This is a genomic window from Rhodococcus sp. BP-316 (genome assembly GCF_019836105.1).
Taxonomy (GTDB): Bacteria; Actinomycetota; Actinomycetes; order Mycobacteriales; family Mycobacteriaceae; genus Rhodococcoides.
On the sequence record NZ_JABUEE010000001.1, the window covers coordinates 434386 to 450828 of the forward strand.

Consider the following 16443-nt stretch of genomic DNA (forward strand, 5'->3'; position numbering starts at 1 on the left):
TCAGTCTCCCACCGGCGCGGACGTCCGCGCGATCAGCCGTTGGCGGGTGATCTCGTACAGCCCGACGGCGCCGGCGGACGGTGCTCCGAGGGAGCTCGCCGCGCCGCCTATCGGGATGGACACGACGACGTCGCAGGCATCCCGCCACGCGGCACTCATGCCGCGGGTCTCGTTGCCCACCACCAGCACCGTTCCTCCTGTGAAGTCGTGCTCGTGCGCTGCCACCGTGCCGGTCTCGTCGGTGCCCACGATCGTCATGTCGGTGCCCTGCTGCCGCAGCCTGTCCACCATCGCGCGAACCTGCTCCGGACCTCCGACCTGTCCCACGGGGAGTGCGAACAGGGACCCGGTGGTCGCGCGGACGCACGCGGGATCGAACGGGTCCGCGGCATGCCCGCTGACCAGCAGCCCGGACGCTCCGAAGGCGTCCGAGGACCGGATCAGGGTGCCGAGATTGCCCGGCGACGTCGGCCGATCGAACGCGACCACCACCGGCGCGTCGCCCGTCGGAGTCCAGTGGCCGGGATCGAGGAGCCGGGACCGTGCGAGGAGCAGGACCTCCGGTGGTTGATCGACGCGTTCGCCGAGCTCCGCCATCAACTCCGGCGCGACACCCACCGCGGACACGCCTGCGGCCCGGCAGCGGTCCACAGTCGACGTGGCCCAGGACGACAAGGGGTCGCCGGTTCGATAGAGCACGGACTCGAGAGGCCACTCGTGCTCGACGGCCAGCGTCACCGGCCGCACTCCCTGCACGAGGAAGACTCCCGCCTTGGTGCGCTTGCCGCGGGTGACGAGGTAGGACTGCCACTGCTGGAACCGCGCGTTCCTCGACAGGACGAGCGCATCGCTCATCGGTGTTCTCCCCTCGTGCGCAGTGCGGCGTCCAGCAGGTCCGATGCGCCCCCGCGCAGCCAGTGCACGCGGGGATCACGACCGAACCAGGAACGTTGGCGGCGAACATAGCGACGGGTACCGACGAAGGTCGCCTCGCGCGCGGCCGCCTCGTCGATCTCGCCGTCCATCAGCTGCAGCACCTGCGCGTAGCCGATCGCCCTCGGGGCGGTGACTCCCTCGCGCAGTCCCTGCCCCACGAGGGTCTCGACCTCGGCGACGAGCCCCTCGGCGAACATCGCGTCGGTGCGTGCCGCGATGCGCGCGTCCAGCTCGTCGGTGTCACGGTCGATGCCGAGGACGACGGTGTCCCAGCGCGGCTCGCCGATGGTGGGCGCCGACGCGGCGAACGGCTTCCCGGTGAGGCGTCCCACCTCGAGCGCGCGGACGATGCGTCGGCCGTCGGTCGGCAGGATCGATGCCGCGGCCGCCGGATCGGACTCGGCGAGTGCGCGATGCAGCGCCGCGACCCCCTCGGCGGCGAGCCTGGCCTCGAGTTCGGCACGCACCGCGGCATCCGTGGCCGGGAACTGCCATCGGTCCAGCAGAGCCTGGACGTACATCATCGATCCGCCGACGACGACGGGCACGACGGACTGCTCGAGCAGCTCCTCGATCTCCCGCACCGCGGCGTCCTGGTACGCCGCCACCGTTGCCGTCTCCGTGACGTCCAGGACGTCGAGTCGGTGGTGCGGGATGCCGCGACGCTCCGCCACCGGCGTCTTCGCGGTACCGATGTCCATGCCTCGGTACTGCTGCATCGCGTCGATGTTCACGATGTGCCCGCCGAGGCGCTCGGCGAGATCGAGCGCGAGGGCCGACTTGCCCGTGGCCGTGGGTCCGATCACCGCGACCGGTGTCGGTCGCGTCACAGCGACCACGAGGCGACGTGATACCCGACTCCGTAGGGGGCACCGCGAAAGAGACTGTGCGGCACCACTCGTGCGGGTCCGACCAGCGTGGCCGCCACCTGCCATGCCACCCGCCCGTCCACGCCGAGGGCATCACACAGAGCAGGGTCCAGGGACGCCAGCGCATCGACGTCGGCTCTGCCGAGCGCATCGTCGATCGCGTGCTGCACCGCCTCGGCCCGGTCGTCGAACGCGCCGGGCGCCTTGTCGGTCAGGGTCGTCGCCCCGTCACCGACGACGAGCAGCCCCACCGGGCCGGGCGCGGCGTCGACGCGGCCGCGCAGGTCGAGCGCCACTGCCGCCACGTCCTGGACACTCGCGTTCCGAGCGACGAGCTGTACGGGGACCGACCACTGCGGAACAGCCTGCTCGCGAAGCAGCCCGACGGTCAGCGCGGCCAACTCCATCGCGCGATCGACAGGCCCGCGATCCGGGGCGAGACCGACCACGACATCGGCCCCGAAACCGGCGTACGTACCCGCGGCATCGCCGTCGATCCAGGTCGTGGTCGCACCGACCCCGACCCCGATCCAGCCGTGACAGGACTGCCCCAGGTCGTCGCACACCTCGCGCACGGCTGCACGCAGATCGTCCAGTTCGCCTGTGGCGGAACCGGCGAGCTCCGCGAGCAGCAACGGAGGCGACGGGACGAAGGCGAGGGCGGACAGCACGGACGCCACGGTAGTCGACCGTCCGAGGGCGTCCCTTTTCCGCGCGTCCCTCGGGGTTTGCATGGTCGCCGACGCGCGGAGGGGGTTGAATGGGCCGAGAACGACCGAGCAGAGAACCACGTAGCGCCAGGCAGCCGTGACGCGCGGCAGAGACGGAGAGAACCATGACCGAGCACGAGACGACCGAGAACGCCCCCGGCGAGGCGCAGGCGAGCCCCACACCTCCCCGGCCCGGGCCCCGACCGGGTCCTCGACCCGGCGGCGCACCGCGCCCGGCGCCCACCCGGCCCAGTGCCCCGGCCGATCCGTCCGCACCGTCGTCGTCCACAGGCGACGGGGAGTCGCACCCGACGCCGCATCCGGCTGCACACCACGTGCCGACGACGCCCGCTGTCGTCCCGGTCGTCACCGATCCGTCCCGCTGGGGCCGGGTCGACGAGGACGGTTCCGCGTGGGTACGTACCACCGACGGAGAGCGGCAGGTCGGTTCCTGGCAGGCCGGTGACGCGGCCGAGGGCCTCGCACACTTCGGGCGCCGCTACGACGATCTCGCCACCGAGGTCGCACTCCTCGAGGCGCGACTCGCCTCCGGCGCCGGCGACGCCAAGAAGACGAAGACCGCCGCCGTCGCGCTCGCCGAGACCCTGCCCACCGCTGCGGTGATCGGCGACATCGACGCGCTGGCGACCCGCCTGCAGGCCGTGATCGAACACTCCGACGAGGTCGCCGCCGAGCATCGCAAGCGCAAGGACTCCGAGCGGACCGAATCGACGGCACGCAAAGAGGCGCTGGCCGTCGAGGCCGAGACCATCGGAAGCGAATCCACGCAGTGGAAGGCCGCGGGTGACCGTCTTCGCGTGATCCTCGAGGAGTGGAAGACCCTCCGCGGCGTCGACCGCAAGGTCGACGACGCCCTGTGGAAGCGCTACTCCAAGGCACGGGAGGCGTTCAACCGCCGCCGCGGCGCGCACTTCGCCGATCTCGACCGCGAACGCGGTGCCGCCAAGGTGCGCAAGGAAGAACTGGTCGCCAAGGCCGAGGAACTGTCGTCGTCCACCGACTGGGTGGGCACCGCGCAGGTGTTCCGCGATCTCCTGACCGAGTGGAAGGCCGCCGGCCGGGCTCCCCGCGACGCCGACGACTCGCTGTGGCAGAAATTCAAGGGCGCCCAGGACGTGTTCTTCGAGGCACGCAACGCGGCTCAGTCCGAGCAGAACGCGGAGTTCGAGCAGAACGCCGAGGCGAAGGAACGGCTGCTGGCCGAGTCCGGTCACATCGACCCGTCCAAGGACATCGAGGCGGCCCGCGCAGCACTGCGGACATTGCAGGACAAGTGGGACGCCATCGGCAAGGTCCCGCGCGAGAAGATGCACGATCTCGAGGGCAAGCTCCGCGCGATCGAGAAGCGCGTCCGCGACGCCGCCGACTCCGAGTGGCGACGCACCGACCCCGAGGCGATGGCGCGCGCGGCTCAGTTCCGCGAGCGGGTCGCGCAGTTCGAGGAGCAGGCCCAGAAGGCCGAGGCCGCGGGCAAGGCCAAGGACGCCGAGAAGGCCCGTGCGCAGGCACAGCAGTGGCGCGAGTGGGCCGACGCCGCCGACAGCGCCCTCGGCGGTCTGTGACTCCGGAGGATCAGTTGTCGCGGCGCCGGGACGTGTCCAGCACGTTCTCGCGCCGCGCCTCGTCCATCACGGCCGCGTCCCGCCGGGCGGCGGCAGCCGCCCACTGAGCGTTGGAGCGGTTCCACACCACCTTGAACCAGTGGAACGCCAGCACGACCACGAGCAACCAGCCGAGGACGAGGCCCAGCCCGGGGCCGGCCCCGGTGAGGCCGACGGGAACGGTCTGACGCGACCAGATGGCCAGGATGCCCAGCACCGTCGCCACCCCGGACCCGTAGAGCGCGACCCAGGCCAGCGCCCAGCGTTGAGTGACCAGGGCGAGGGCCGAGAAGCCGACCGCGAACACCAGGGTCAGCCACACGAAGATGCGTGACGGCAGTGCCACCGACTCCGCCACGGCGTCCTCGTCGTGCACCAGCACGTCCCACGCGTTGGCCGAACCTGTGTGCGGCAGTGCGAAGCTCAGTAGCAGCAACAACACCACCACTGCCACGACGACGGCGCGGACCCCCGGGTCGATACGCCCCGAGATCCGCTTCTCGGCGGCCGCCGGATCGGACCCGGTCGTCGGCTCGGTACTCACAGTGGACATCCCATCGTCGTGACCGGCTCGGGCGCCGGGGCGCCGACGGACGGCAACCCCAACCCGACACCGACCGGTGCGGTCCGGGGCATCGTGCCCCGCTCGTGTCGGTCGCCGGCCGTGGTGCGCCGGTGCGAGCGCACCGGGACGTCGGCGACCAGGTGATAAGGCTTCGCGTCGGTCACCGTGGTGACGACGACGTCGCCGGGCCGGACGGCGCGGTCGATGGCGCCCGTCGGGGTGAAGTGCACGAGTCGCCCGTCGCGGGTGCGTCCACTCATCCGCTCGGTGACGGCGTTCTTGCGTCCGGCCCCGTCGGCGACGAGCAACTCCACCTCGGTTCCGACGACGCGACGGTTCTCCTCGTGGGAGATCTCCTCCTGCAGAGCGGCGAGCCGTTCGTAGCGTTCCTGCACGACGGCCTTCGGCACCTGATCCGGCATGTCGGCGGCCGGCGTTCCCGGTCGCTTGGAGTACTGGAACGTGTAGGCGCTGCTGAAGCGAGCGCGACGGACGACGTCGAGGGTCTCCTGGAAGTCCTCCTCGGTCTCCCCGGGGAAGCCCACGATGATGTCCGTCGTCAGTGACGCGTGCGGGATGGCTTCGCGCACCCGGTCGATGATGCCGAGGAACTTCTCCTTGCGGTACGAGCGGCGCATGGCACGCAGCACGCGGTCCGATCCGGACTGCAGAGGCATGTGCAGCGTCGGGCACACGTTGGGCGTCGACGCCATCGCCTCGATGACGTCGTCGGTGAACTCGGCGGGATGCGGCGAGGTGAACCGGACGCGCTCGAGACCGTGGATCTCCCCGCACGCGCGCAGGAGCGATGCGAACGCACCCCGGTCACGCGGCTGCTCGGGATCCGCGAACGAGGCGCCGTACGCGTTGACGTTCTGTCCGAGCAGCGTCACCTCGAGCACGCCCTCGTCGACGAGGGCCTGCACCTCGGCGAGGATGTCGCCCGGCCTGCGGTCGACCTCCTTGCCGCGCAGTGCGGGCACGATGCAGAAGGTGCAGGTGTTGTTGCACCCCACCGAGATGGACACCCACCCGGAGTAGGCGGAGTCGCGCTTGGCCGGGAGAGTCGAGGGGAACGCGTCCAACGACTCGAGAATCTCGACCTCGGCGCGCTGGTTGTGGCGCGCCCGATCGAGCAGCGCCGGCAGGGATCCGATGTTGTGGGTGCCGAACACGACGTCCACCCACGGCGCCTTCGTGACCACGACGTCGCGGTCCTTCTGTGCGAGGCACCCACCGACGGCGATCTGCATGTCGGGGTTCTCGTCCTTGGCCGGCCGGAGTTGGCCGAGGTTGCCGTACAACTTGTTGTCGGCGTTCTCGCGTACCGCACACGTGTTGAAGACGACGAGATCGGGGGACGACCCGGAGTCGGCCTTCTCGTAACCGGCCTCCTCGAGAAGGCCGGACAGTCGTTCGGAATCGTGCACGTTCATCTGGCAGCCGTACGTGCGCACCTCGTAGGTGCGCGCAGTCCCGGACCGCGCAGGCAGGGTCTGGGTGTCGATCGTGTCCACCCCTCCAGGGTACGGCGGCGCTCGAACCCGACCCACCGAGCGGTCCGAGTAAAGTTTCCATTACATATCCGCGGTCCCCGCACCAAAACGAGCAGTGGCGGAGGAAACTACCTCTAGGGTCATCGCCATGACCCACCCTGACGGCGAGCGCGAACATCGCTCGTCCACAGCATCGTCTGCCCCCATGATCGCGATGCACGGCGTGCAGAAGCACTTCGGTGATCTGCACGTCCTCAAGGACATCGAACTCGACGTTCCCAGCGGCCAGGTCGTCATCGTCCTCGGCCCCTCCGGGTCGGGTAAATCGACGTTGTGCCGCACCATCAACCGGCTCGAGCCCGTCGACGAGGGCACCATCGAGGTCGACGGCAAGGCACTTCCCTCCGAGGGCAAGTCGCTCGCCGCGCTCCGCGCGGACGTCGGCATGGTCTTCCAGTCCTTCAATCTTTTCGCGCACAAGACGATTCGTGAGAACGTCATGCTCGGGCCGACGAAGGTCCGCAAGATGAAGAAGGACGAGGCCGAGAAGACCGCGCAGCGTCTGCTCGAACGCGTCGGCATCGCCAACCAGGCCGACAAGTACCCGGCGCAGCTCTCCGGCGGCCAGCAGCAGCGCGTCGCCATCGCGCGTGCACTCGCCATGAACCCCAAGGTGATGCTCTTCGACGAGCCGACCTCGGCGCTCGATCCCGAGATGGTCAACGAGGTGCTCGACGTCATGACGTCGCTGGCCAAGGAGGGCATGACCATGGTGGTCGTGACCCACGAGATGGGCTTCGCCCGCCGCGCCGGCGATCGCGTCATCTTCATGGCCGACGGCCAGATCGTCGAGGACACCGATCCCGAGACCTTCTTCACCACACCGAAGTCCGATCGCGCCAAGGACTTCCTCGGCAAGATCCTGAGTCACTGATCTCCCACCCGCTCGTCCCAACTTCTGGAGGATCTCGATGAGAATCACCCGTACCGCCCGTGTCGGCGTCGCCGCACTCGCGCTCGCCTTCGCCGCCACCGCGTGTGGTGGCGACGAGGCCACCAGCGCGTCGTCCAGCGCCGAGAGCGGCAAGCTGACCGTCGGCATCAAGTTCGACCAGCCGGGCCTGGGCCTGCGCACCCCCGACGGCTCGTTCAGCGGCTTCGACGTCGAGGTCGCGAAGTACGTCGCCGGCAAGCTCGGTGTCACGCCGGAGAACATCACGTTCAAGGAGTCGCCGTCGGCGCAGCGCGAGACGCTGATCGAGAACGGTGAGGTTGACTACATCGTCGCCACCTACTCGATCACCGACGCCCGCAAGGAGAAGGTCGACTTCGCCGGACCGTACTTCGTCGCCGGACAGTCGCTCCTCGTTGCCGACGGCAACACCGACATCACGGGCCCCGAGTCGCTCAGCGGTGGCAAGCGCCTCTGCTCCGTCTCCGGCTCCACCCCCGCGCAGAAGGTCAAGGACCAGTACGCGCAGGACGTGCAGCTGCAGGAGTTCGACACCTACTCCGCCTGTGTCGAGGCACTGCGCAACGGCGCCGTCGACGCGGTCACGACCGACGACATCATCCTGGCCGGCTACGCGGCTCAGTACCCGGGTGAGCTCAAGGTGGTCGGCGAGCCGTTCACCGAGGAGCGCTACGGTATCGGCCTGGCCAAGGGCGACGACGAGACCCGCACCAAGATCAACGACGCGATCGACGCCATGATCGAGGACGGGTCGTGGCAGAAGGCATTCGAGGACACCGTCGGACCGTCCGGGTACCCGCTGCCCGCACAGCCGACCGTCGATCGCTACTGATCACCACTCTTCGCGAGACCCGAACGGGCGGTTCACACCGGTGAACCGCCCGTTCGACTCGTCACCGCTCTCGGAAGGAGTCGCCGGTGGACATACTGAGTGACTACGCGCCCGAACTCCTCGACGCGTTCTGGATGACGATCAAGCTGACGGTGCTCTCCGCCATCGGCGCTCTCGTCCTCGGCACCCTGCTCGCGGCGATGCGGGTCTCCCCCGTTCCCGTCGCGCGGTGGATCGGTGCCACCTACGTCACCATCTTCCGCAACACCCCGCTCACGCTGATCCTGCTGTTCTGCGCCTTCGGCCTCTACCAGACCCTGGGCGTCACGCTCGCCGATCAGGCGTCCCCGACCGGCCAGGCGGACAACAACTTCCGGCTCGCCGTTCTCGGTCTCAGCATCTACACGGCCTCGTTCGTGTGCGAGTCGCTGCGGTCCGGAATCAACACCGTGAACGTCGGTCAGGCGGAGGCCGGGCGTTCGCTCGGTCTGACGTTCTCGCAGAACCTGCGCTTCATCGTGCTCCCCCAGGCGTTCCGTGCGGTCATCGGCCCGCTGGGCAGCGTGCTCATCGCCCTGACGAAGAACACGACCGTCGCCGCGGCGATCGGCGTCCTCGAAGCGGCCATCCTGATGAAGGAGATGATCGAGAACGAGGCGGCGATCTTCGTCGTCGGCGGTATCTTCGCGCTCGGCTTCGTCATCCTGACCTTCCCCACCGGCCTCTTCTTCGGCTACCTCGGCAAGCGATTGGCGGTTGCCCGATGACCACAGCGAACGCACCTCTGAGCACCGAGGCACCGCCCAAGAAGGTCGCCTCCGCCGAACGCGCCACCGTTCTCTACGACGCTCCGGGGCCCCGCGCCAAGGTGCGCAATCACATCATCTCGGCCGTCGTGCTCGTCCTGGTACTGCTGGCGGCGTACGTGATCTACGCGAAGCTGGACGAGAAAGGCCAGTTGACGTCGGAGAAGTGGAGCCCCTTCACCGAGTCCTCGACCTGGACGACGTACCTGGTCCCCGGCATCCAGGGGACGCTGATCGCCGCGGGGCTGTCCATCGTGTTCGCGCTGATCCTCGGCGCGGTTCTGGGGATCGCTCGCCTGTCCGACCACCGGCCGGTGCGGCTGGTCGCCGGATTCTTCGTCGAACTGTTCCGCGCCATCCCGGTGCTGATCCTGATGATCTTCCTGTACCAGTTCTTCGCCGAGTACCAGGTGTTCAAGTCCCGCTACCTGGCCCTGGCCGCGGTGGTGACGGGCCTGACGCTCTACAACGGCTCGGTCATCGCCGAGATCGTGCGGTCGGGCATCCAGTCCCTGCCGAAGGGTCAGACCGAGGCGGCCATGGCCATCGGCCTGCGCAAGGGCCAGATCATGCGCATGATCCTGCTTCCCCAGGCCGTGACCGCGATGTTGCCGGCCATCATCTCGCAGATGGTGGTGGCGCTGAAGGACTCCGCGTTGGGCTACATCATCGGCTATGTCGAGGTGGTCCGGTCGGGCCAGCAGGTCGGTGCCTTCTACGGCAACTTCCTGCCGGCGCTGATCATCGTGGCCATCATCATGATCATCCTGAACTCGCTGCTGACGTACCTCGCCACGAAGGTGGAGAAGCGACTGCGACGAGCGAAGAAGAGTCCGGTTCCTGTCGATCAGGGTGCCGCCATGGGTGGCGCGACAGTCTGACGTTCTAGTACTCGAGGCCTTCGGAATCGTTTCCGAGGGCCTCGAGTTCTGTCCGAACCACGTCGAAGGCCATGCCCTGGGCGAACCCGCGACGCGCGAGCATCGACACGAGCTTGCGCACCACCTTGTCGCGTTGCGCACGCCGCTCCCGCGGATCCTCGATATCCTCGTTCAGAGCGGACAGCAGAGCCGGGGCCCGGAGCTTCTTGACGACCAGTTCGCGCGCACGCTCCCGCTCGTCCTCGGGCTCGATCGTGTCGAGTGCCTCGGTGGCCAGCACCGGATCGATGCCCTTGGTGCGTAGTTCTGTGCGCAGCGCCTGCTTGCCTCGGCCCGAGTACGTATGTCGCGAGCGGACCCACTGATGGGCGAAGTCGCGATCGTCGACCAGCTTGATCTCGGTCAGCCTGTCGAGCACGGACGTGATGATCTCGTCCGTGAATCCTTTGGCGGCCAACCGCTGTTCGAGCTCGGCGCGGCTCCGGGCGCGATCGGTGAGCAACCGCAACGCGGCATCCTTGGCCTGCACCGCCGTGCCCCCGCCCGGGAGCGGCGTCTCGCCCGATCGGCGGCCGGAACGGGACCGGGCGCCCGACGTACGTCGGGCGCCCGGTGCACGCGAGTCCGGAAACTCGTCGTCGTTCACAGTCGAGAGACCTGCTGTCAGAAGTCGACCGGAGCAGCGACGGCCTCGTCGGGCGTACGCACGTCTGCACCGATGCCGAGCTTCTCCTTGATCTTCTTCTCGATCTCGTCACGGATGTCGGTGTTCTCGAGCAGGAACTTGCGTGCGTTCTCCTTGCCCTGGCCCAGCTGATCACCCTCGTAGGTGAACCAGGAGCCGGACTTGCGCACGAAGCCGTGCTCGACACCCATGTCGATGAGCGAGCCTTCCTTGCTGATGCCCTTGCCGTACAGGATGTCGAACTCGGCCTGCTTGAACGGCGGCGACACCTTGTTCTTGACCACCTTGACGCGGGTGCGGTTACCGACTGCGTCGGTTCCGTCCTTGAGCGTCTCGATACGACGGATGTCCAGGCGCACCGATGCGTAGAACTTCAGCGCCTTACCGCCCGTCGTGGTCTCGGGCGAGCCGAACATGACGCCGATCTTCTCGCGCAGCTGGTTGATGAAGATGACCGTGGTGCCGGACGAACTGATGGCGCCGGTGATCTTGCGCAGGGCCTGGCTCATCAGGCGGGCCTGCAGACCGACGTGACTGTCACCCATCTCGCCCTCGATCTCGGCACGGGGAACCAGGGCTGCCACGGAGTCGACGACCAGGATGTCGATGGCACCGGACCGGATCAGCATGTCCGCGATCTCGAGCGCCTGCTCACCGGTGTCCGGCTGGGAGACCAGCAGCGCGTCGGTGTCGACACCGAGCTTGGCGGCGTAGTCCGGATCAAGGGCGTGCTCCGCGTCGATGAACGCGGCGATGCCGCCGGCGGCCTGTGCGTTGGCGACCGCGTGGAGCGCGACCGTCGTCTTACCCGAAGACTCCGGGCCGTAGACCTCGACGATGCGGCCGCGCGGGAGTCCGCCGATGCCGAGCGCGACGTCCAACGCGATCGAACCCGTGGGGATGACGGCGATGGGCACACGGGCCTCGTCGCCGAGACGCATGACCGACCCCTTGCCGAAGTTCTTGTCGATCTGCGCGAGCGCGAGATCGAGCGCCTTGTCCCGATCGTATGCAGCTGCAGCCATCATGGTCTCCTTCTCGAAGTTCTTGTCCCCGAAGCGTCTGTACCCCGTCGATCTGTCGCCAAGGTAGAGGGGGGTACCGACAAGAACCGCTGCCGTGCGATTCCCGTCGACTCTGCACACGACTATAAGCGAACAGGTGTTCGATACCCAGCGACACGCCGGAGGTTCACCACCGCGATCGGGGAACGTCGAACTCGACGCACAGTGCACGCCACACGTCCTTCGGATCCTCGCCGTCCTCGATGGCCTGCGCGGCGGTGCGGTTCCCGAGGCTCAGCAGCAGGTGGTCGACCAGCATCGAGTCCCCGGTCACGGTTCCGAACTGTTCGGCGACACGGTCGTGGAAGTCGGTCAGGCGCACCATGTCACCGTAACCCGGGACGTCCGCGCTCCCCCTCAGCGCGGGCGGGAGTCGACGATCACGCTGCGGCACACCGCGACGGGATCCTCGACCGCGGCGGCGGTCGCCGCGGCGCGACCTGCCGCGGCGGCGTACGTCGAGTCGCTCAGCACCCGGTCGATCGCCTCCGCCACGGCGTCGGCGGACACCGGACGCACGATCGTGGCGCTTCCCTGCCGGGCCGCGCGGTTGGCCAGTTCCCACTGATCTCCCCCGCCGGGGATCACGACCACCGGGACGCCGGCGGACAGCGACTTCGCCAACATCCCGTGGCCGCCGCCGCACACCACGACCGACGCCAGCGGCAGCAGCGCGTCCTGGCGCCCCAGTCCGCCCACCGCCCAGGACGGTAGACCGGCCGGAACGTCGTCCACCGTGGTGATCACCAGTCGACGACTCCGGCCGCGCGCACGTGAGGCCGCCGTCGCCTCGACAGTGGCCTCGACCATGGACACGGCGCCGGTCGCGGCCGTCGACGGTGCCAGCAGGATCAGCGGTTCGGTCCCCGGCGGCGGGTCGAGGAGAGCGGTCGTCGGCTCCCACAACAACGGACCGACGACCCGCGCCTCGGCCGGCCAGTCCGTCCGCGGCACCTCGAGCGCGGGGATGGTCGCGACGAGGCGCCGCGCGGGGCCGGGGTCCGACGCGGGCAGACCGACGCCCTCGCGCGCCCGAGCGCGCTGCGCCAGCCCCGCTCGGACGGAGCGGTCGGTCAGAGCTCGCATCACGGTGTCCCGCAACCGACCTCGCAGTCCCGTGCCCGGTGCGAGGCCACTCCCGATAGGGGGCAACGACACGGAGGGCCGGTAGAGCGGGTGCGGAGACAGTTCCACCCAGGGAACTCCCAGCCGCTCGGCGGCGAGACCGCCGCCGGCCGTGAGAATGTCCGAGACCACCAGATCGGGAGCCGACTCGGAGAGCACCGGCAGCAGCATCGAGGACATGTGGGCCGCTCGCTCGTGAATTCTGCGGCCGGCGTCCGCGTCGTCGTCCTCGGGCCGCGGTTCCAGTCCCGGCAGCAGGCGAGTGTCCACCCCGTCCGCTCCCGCGGCGTCGAGCCACCGATCGCCGGTGTAGACCACGGCCGTCTCTCCTGCGGCCGTCAGCGCCTTCGCGAGCGCGATGGCAGGGAAGGCGTGCCCCGCATCGGGGCCGGCGACCACCGCGACGAGCATGGGCGAAGCCTAGGTCAGCGCGGCACCGGGGACGTCAGAAGGGTGACTTCGCCGAGTCGCGATCGCCGCTCATCGCGCGGAAGAGGAAGTAGAGACCGGTTCCCACCACGGCCAGCGCCACCAGGGGGAACAGCGCCTTCAGCAGGGCGCCGAGAACGACGATGCCGATCCACACCAGAACGATCGCACCGAGAATCTTCCAGAACATGTCGAACTCCTTCTCGTCGGGGATTCCCGTCGCCGGCCGCGGTGGAGTTCACCGGCGATCCGTCGACGAGTTCGACACTGCCAGAACCGAACTGGCACAGCACCGAATCGTCGCGGAGTTCAGGGTGAAGATCGGGGTCGACCCCGAGGACGGTAGGTCGATCTCAGGGTCGCGGTCGGGGTGAGACCGCCGCCGAGGTCAGGGCTTCTGCAGGTGCTCGAGGCCGAATGCCCAGCCCTCGAGGCGATCGGACGCGAACTGGAGGGCGTCCCGTCGCGCGTCGAGTGCGGTGAGCGAACCGGAGGAGCCCGGCGCGGTGAGCAACGCAGCCGCGGCGACGAGCCCGTCGAACTGGTGCACACCGTCCGTCAACCGGGCCGCGGTGGACCCGATGGACCCGGACAGATGGACCGCTGCAGCCGGACTTCCCAGCGCTGCTCTCTCCATCGCGACGATGTCGTGCGCGACCTCGGTGAGGGCTGCCGACGCGGCCGCGGCGATCCGAGTCGTGTCGTGCACGTCGTCCGCGGCGACCGCCCCGGATCGAGCGAGGATGCCCGTCAGCTCGTGCAAACTGCGTTCGGCGGCCGCGAGACGTTCGATGGGCTCGCGAGCGGCGGAGCCCACCGGAGGCAGAGCACGGCGGACCGGCGCTGCTGCCGGCAGTGGCTGGGCCCGCAGCCGTCGGTAGGCCGCCGCCGCGGCCACGGCGGGCACCGCGAACAACACCGTGGTGCCCGATCCCCCGACGACGATCCAGTCGGGTGCGGACGTGGCCGCCACCGTGACGGTGGCGACGCCCATCGACCCGGACGCCGCACCGAAGAGCGTGGCCCGCCGGCGAGTCCGACGGATCCGCCGTTCGGCCTTCTTCCGCGGGTCGTTCCACGACTTGGCGGCGTCGAGGAACGGCCGCGTGACGTCCACGACGCCACGAGCCCGGGCGCGCACCAGGTCGGCCGCGCGCCCCACTTCGGCCGGAGCAGCGGGCCGCTCGTGCCACAACGGCCGTCGGTGCGGGTCGCCGTGTCCGGACATCAACGCTCCGTGAGGGTCTCGTGCAGGCAGATCAGTTGGCCTGAGGAGGCTCGGGGGTCGCCTGCGGGGACGACAGGTTCTTCTGCGTGGACACGCCGTCCGCGGAGGGGCCGGCGGTGAGCGAGTCGCCCGCCATGGAGGCACGGATCTGCTCGAGGCGGCTGTGTCCGGCCATCTGGACGCTCGCCTGCTGGACCTCCATCATGCGGCCCTGCACGGAGTTCTGAGCGAGCTCGGCGGAGCCGAGCGCGTTGGCGTAGCGGCGCTCGATCTTGTCCCGGACGGCGTCGAGGCTGGGCGTGTTGCCCGGTGCGGACAGCGTGGAGTCCATCGAGCGGAGCGACTCGCTGACGCGCTCCTGCATCTTGGCCTGCTCGAGCTGGCTGAGCAGCTTGGTGCGCTCGGCGACCTTGGCCTGCAGCGTCATGGCGTTCTGCTCGACGGCCTTCTTGGCCTGGGTGGCGGCCTGGAGCGCCTGGTCGTGCAGAACCTTGAGGTCCTCGACGCTCTGCTCGGCGGTGACCAGCTGGGCCGCGAACGCCTCGGCGGCATTGGTGTACTGGGTGGCCTTCTCGACGTCGGCAGCCGCATTGGCCTGGTCGGCGAGGGTGACGGCCTGGCGCGCATTGGCGTTCAGCTTCTCCACCTCGTCGAGCTGGCGGCTGAGCTTCATCTCGAGCTGGCGCTGATTACCGATGACCGACGCGGCCTGCTGCGAGAGCGCCTGGTGCTGACGCTGGGCGTCCTCGATGGCCTGCTGGATCTGGACCTGCGGATCCGCCTTCTCGTCGATCTTGGAGTTGAACAGAGCCATCAGATACTTCCAGCCCTTGACGAAAGGATTGGCCATCGGTTCTTCCTGCCTCCATGTGATCCGCCGCGTACGCGACCCGGCTGGCGACCGTCACCGCCGGTGATGCTGCGCGTGTCCGGGACACGCGGTCTGTCTGTGATCGGTACCCGCCATGATCCCATGTCGAACCACGAATGGTCGGAAACGGGACGCGAAGATCAGGCAGCGGCGAGTGCTCGCGCGGTCGGAGCCGGGATGACCACGCGCGTCTCGTCCGAGATGTGGGCCGCACCGCGCTCGGCGGGAACGCCCGTCGACGCGGCCGCACTCGCCATCGTGTCCGTGAGCGATTCGCTCACATCGAACAGAACGTCCGACAGTGGGACGTCGAGGGCATCGCAGATGGCGTTGAGCAGTTCGCTCGACGCCTCCTTGCGGCCACGCTCGACCTCCGAGAGATACCCGAGGCTGACGCGCGCCGTGTTGGAGACCTCGCGCAACGTGCGGCTCTGAGCGACCCGTGTGCGGCGAAGACTGTCGCCCAATGCCTCACGCAAGAGCAGCGCCATGTGGCCCCTCCTTCATCGTGTTCGAACTACGTCGTGGTCGACCGCGGGAACGCCTGTCGGTGCACCGTCGCTCGACCCTCGTCCACCTACAACGCCGGAACGGTCCGATCGGTTCCCGCGACGCGTGTGGACACCCGTCGGAACGGGTGAGAGAACCCTAACCCCCGCCCGCGATCCGCACGCGGCGGAGCACCGGACGGCTCATCGCCCGTCGTGTGGTGTCCGGACCCGCGGCCGCACTGCCTGCACCACGTAGTCGAGTCCCGTGATCACGGTCAGCGCCACGGCCACGATCATCAGCACCATCGCTGCCGGGATCACAGCGTCGGGAAGCGGCAGAACGTAGACCCCGATGGCCACACTCTGGACGAGGGTCTTGAGCTTGCCGCCGCGTCCCGCGGGGATGACACCGTGCCGCAGGACGGCGAACCGCAGGAGCGTGATGCCGATCTCGCGGGCACCGATGACGAGGGTGATCCACCAGGGCAGGTCCCCCAGCATGGACAGTCCGACCAGGGCCGCCCCGATCAGTGCCTTGTCGGCGATGGGGTCCGCCATCTTGCCGAACTCCGTCACGAGCCCGTGCTTGCGCGCCAGTTGGCCGTCGATGCGATCGGTGATCGCCGCGACGACGAAGATCCCGAAGGCCGCGAGCCGCCACCCGGTCTCCTGGCCACCGTCCGCGAACAGAGCCCACAGGAACACCGGGACCAGCGCGATCCGCAGGACGGTCAGGACGTTGGCGATGTTGAGCAGTGGAGCCGGAGTGAGCGGGCCCGAGCCGACGACGGCGTCCGGCGTCGGCGCGGACGCGTCACCGGGGCCACGACCGACGTCGTACTGAGCGCTCACGTCGCCGA

Annotated in this window: 19 protein-coding genes; 5 read left to right on the top strand and 14 right to left on the bottom strand. The window is 69.0% G+C overall.

Features of this window, described 5'->3' with window-relative positions:
• From HQ312_RS01995 to HQ312_RS02005, 3 genes are read right to left on the bottom strand one after another with little or no spacing between them, the layout of a single operon-like run.
• Complete coding sequence (locus HQ312_RS01995; protein ID WP_222637655.1) at positions 1-855, bottom strand: RNA methyltransferase; 855 nt, start codon at positions 853-855, stop codon at positions 1-3.
• Positions 852-1766, bottom strand: a complete 915-nt coding sequence (gene miaA / locus HQ312_RS02000; RefSeq protein WP_222637656.1) for a tRNA (adenosine(37)-N6)-dimethylallyltransferase MiaA — start codon at positions 1764-1766, stop codon at positions 852-854. Before miaA ends, HQ312_RS01995 begins: the two co-directional genes overlap by 4 nt.
• A complete protein-coding gene (locus HQ312_RS02005; RefSeq protein WP_222637657.1) occupies positions 1763-2485 on the bottom strand; it encodes a hypothetical protein in 723 nt (240 codons plus the stop codon). The genes miaA and HQ312_RS02005 overlap by 4 nt, the downstream gene beginning before the upstream one ends.
• A gap of 155 nt (positions 2486-2640) precedes the next feature.
• Here HQ312_RS02005 and HQ312_RS02010 point away from each other — a divergent pair, with 155 nt between their 5' ends.
• Entirely contained in the window at positions 2641-4098 is a 1458-nt protein-coding gene (locus HQ312_RS02010; protein WP_222637658.1) for a DUF349 domain-containing protein, read from the top strand.
• Positions 4099-4108: 10 nt separating this feature from the next.
• Here HQ312_RS02010 and HQ312_RS02015 read toward each other — a convergent pair whose 3' ends face one another.
• Together HQ312_RS02015 and miaB are read right to left on the bottom strand one after the other, a co-directional pair.
• Positions 4109-4690 (bottom strand): hypothetical protein, encoded by a 582-nt coding sequence (locus HQ312_RS02015; RefSeq protein WP_222637659.1) that lies wholly within the window; start codon positions 4688-4690, stop codon positions 4109-4111.
• Positions 4678-6219 (bottom strand): tRNA (N6-isopentenyl adenosine(37)-C2)-methylthiotransferase MiaB, encoded by a 1542-nt coding sequence (gene miaB / locus HQ312_RS02020; protein ID WP_222637660.1) that lies wholly within the window; start codon positions 6217-6219, stop codon positions 4678-4680. The genes HQ312_RS02015 and miaB overlap by 13 nt, the downstream gene beginning before the upstream one ends.
• A 184-nt stretch (positions 6220-6403) precedes the next feature.
• On the opposite strand from miaB, the gene gluA reads away from it, so the two are divergent.
• From gluA to HQ312_RS02040, 4 genes are all read left to right on the top strand, one after another.
• Positions 6404-7132, top strand: coding sequence for a glutamate ABC transporter ATP-binding protein GluA (gene gluA, locus HQ312_RS02025; RefSeq protein ID WP_027505130.1), 729 nt, complete (start codon positions 6404-6406; stop codon positions 7130-7132).
• A 37-nt stretch (positions 7133-7169) separates the two neighbouring features.
• Entirely contained in the window at positions 7170-8003 is an 834-nt protein-coding gene (locus HQ312_RS02030) for a glutamate ABC transporter substrate-binding protein (protein ID WP_027505129.1), read from the top strand.
• Positions 8004-8089: 86 nt separating this feature from the next.
• Positions 8090-8770 carry an amino acid ABC transporter permease gene (locus HQ312_RS02035; RefSeq protein WP_027505128.1) on the top strand — a complete coding sequence of 227 codons (681 nt, stop codon included), beginning with the start codon at positions 8090-8092 and terminating at the stop codon, positions 8768-8770.
• Positions 8767-9690: an amino acid ABC transporter permease gene (locus HQ312_RS02040; RefSeq protein ID WP_222637661.1), complete on the top strand. Its 924-nt coding sequence runs from the start codon at positions 8767-8769 to the stop codon at positions 9688-9690. The genes HQ312_RS02035 and HQ312_RS02040 overlap by 4 nt, the downstream gene beginning before the upstream one ends.
• Before the next feature lie 4 nt (positions 9691-9694).
• Here the strand turns inward: HQ312_RS02040 and HQ312_RS02045 are convergent, their stop codons facing one another.
• The 9 genes from HQ312_RS02045 to pgsA form a co-directional block, all read right to left on the bottom strand.
• Complete coding sequence (locus tag HQ312_RS02045; protein ID WP_222637662.1) at positions 9695-10336, bottom strand: regulatory protein RecX; 642 nt, start codon at positions 10334-10336, stop codon at positions 9695-9697.
• Positions 10337-10353: 17 nt separating this feature from the next.
• The gene (gene recA, locus HQ312_RS02050) at positions 10354-11400 is read right to left on the bottom strand and encodes a recombinase RecA (protein WP_027505126.1); all 1047 of its coding nucleotides are present in this window, start codon (positions 11398-11400) and stop codon (positions 10354-10356) included.
• Positions 11401-11566: 166 nt separating this feature from the next.
• Entirely contained in the window at positions 11567-11761 is a 195-nt protein-coding gene (locus HQ312_RS02055; protein WP_027505125.1) for a DUF3046 domain-containing protein, read from the bottom strand.
• A 35-nt stretch (positions 11762-11796) separates the two neighbouring features.
• Positions 11797-12975, bottom strand: a complete 1179-nt coding sequence (locus HQ312_RS02060; protein ID WP_222637663.1) for a glycosyltransferase — start codon at positions 12973-12975, stop codon at positions 11797-11799.
• Between the two features lie 34 nt (positions 12976-13009).
• Positions 13010-13183, bottom strand: a complete 174-nt coding sequence (locus HQ312_RS02065; protein WP_027505123.1) for a hypothetical protein — start codon at positions 13181-13183, stop codon at positions 13010-13012.
• A 198-nt stretch (positions 13184-13381) separates the two neighbouring features.
• Positions 13382-14221: a hypothetical protein gene (locus HQ312_RS02070; protein ID WP_261781968.1), complete on the bottom strand. Its 840-nt coding sequence runs from the start codon at positions 14219-14221 to the stop codon at positions 13382-13384.
• 31 nt (positions 14222-14252) lie between these two features.
• Positions 14253-15071: a phage shock protein PspA gene (pspA, locus tag HQ312_RS02075; RefSeq protein ID WP_027505120.1), complete on the bottom strand. Its 819-nt coding sequence runs from the start codon at positions 15069-15071 to the stop codon at positions 14253-14255.
• A 161-nt stretch (positions 15072-15232) separates the two neighbouring features.
• Positions 15233-15583, bottom strand: a complete 351-nt coding sequence (locus HQ312_RS02080) for a helix-turn-helix domain-containing protein (RefSeq protein ID WP_027505119.1) — start codon at positions 15581-15583, stop codon at positions 15233-15235.
• A gap of 201 nt (positions 15584-15784) precedes the next feature.
• Positions 15785-16339 (bottom strand): CDP-diacylglycerol--glycerol-3-phosphate 3-phosphatidyltransferase, encoded by a 555-nt coding sequence (gene pgsA / locus HQ312_RS02085; RefSeq protein ID WP_027505118.1) that lies wholly within the window; start codon positions 16337-16339, stop codon positions 15785-15787.
• Positions 16340-16443 lie beyond the last annotated feature (104 nt).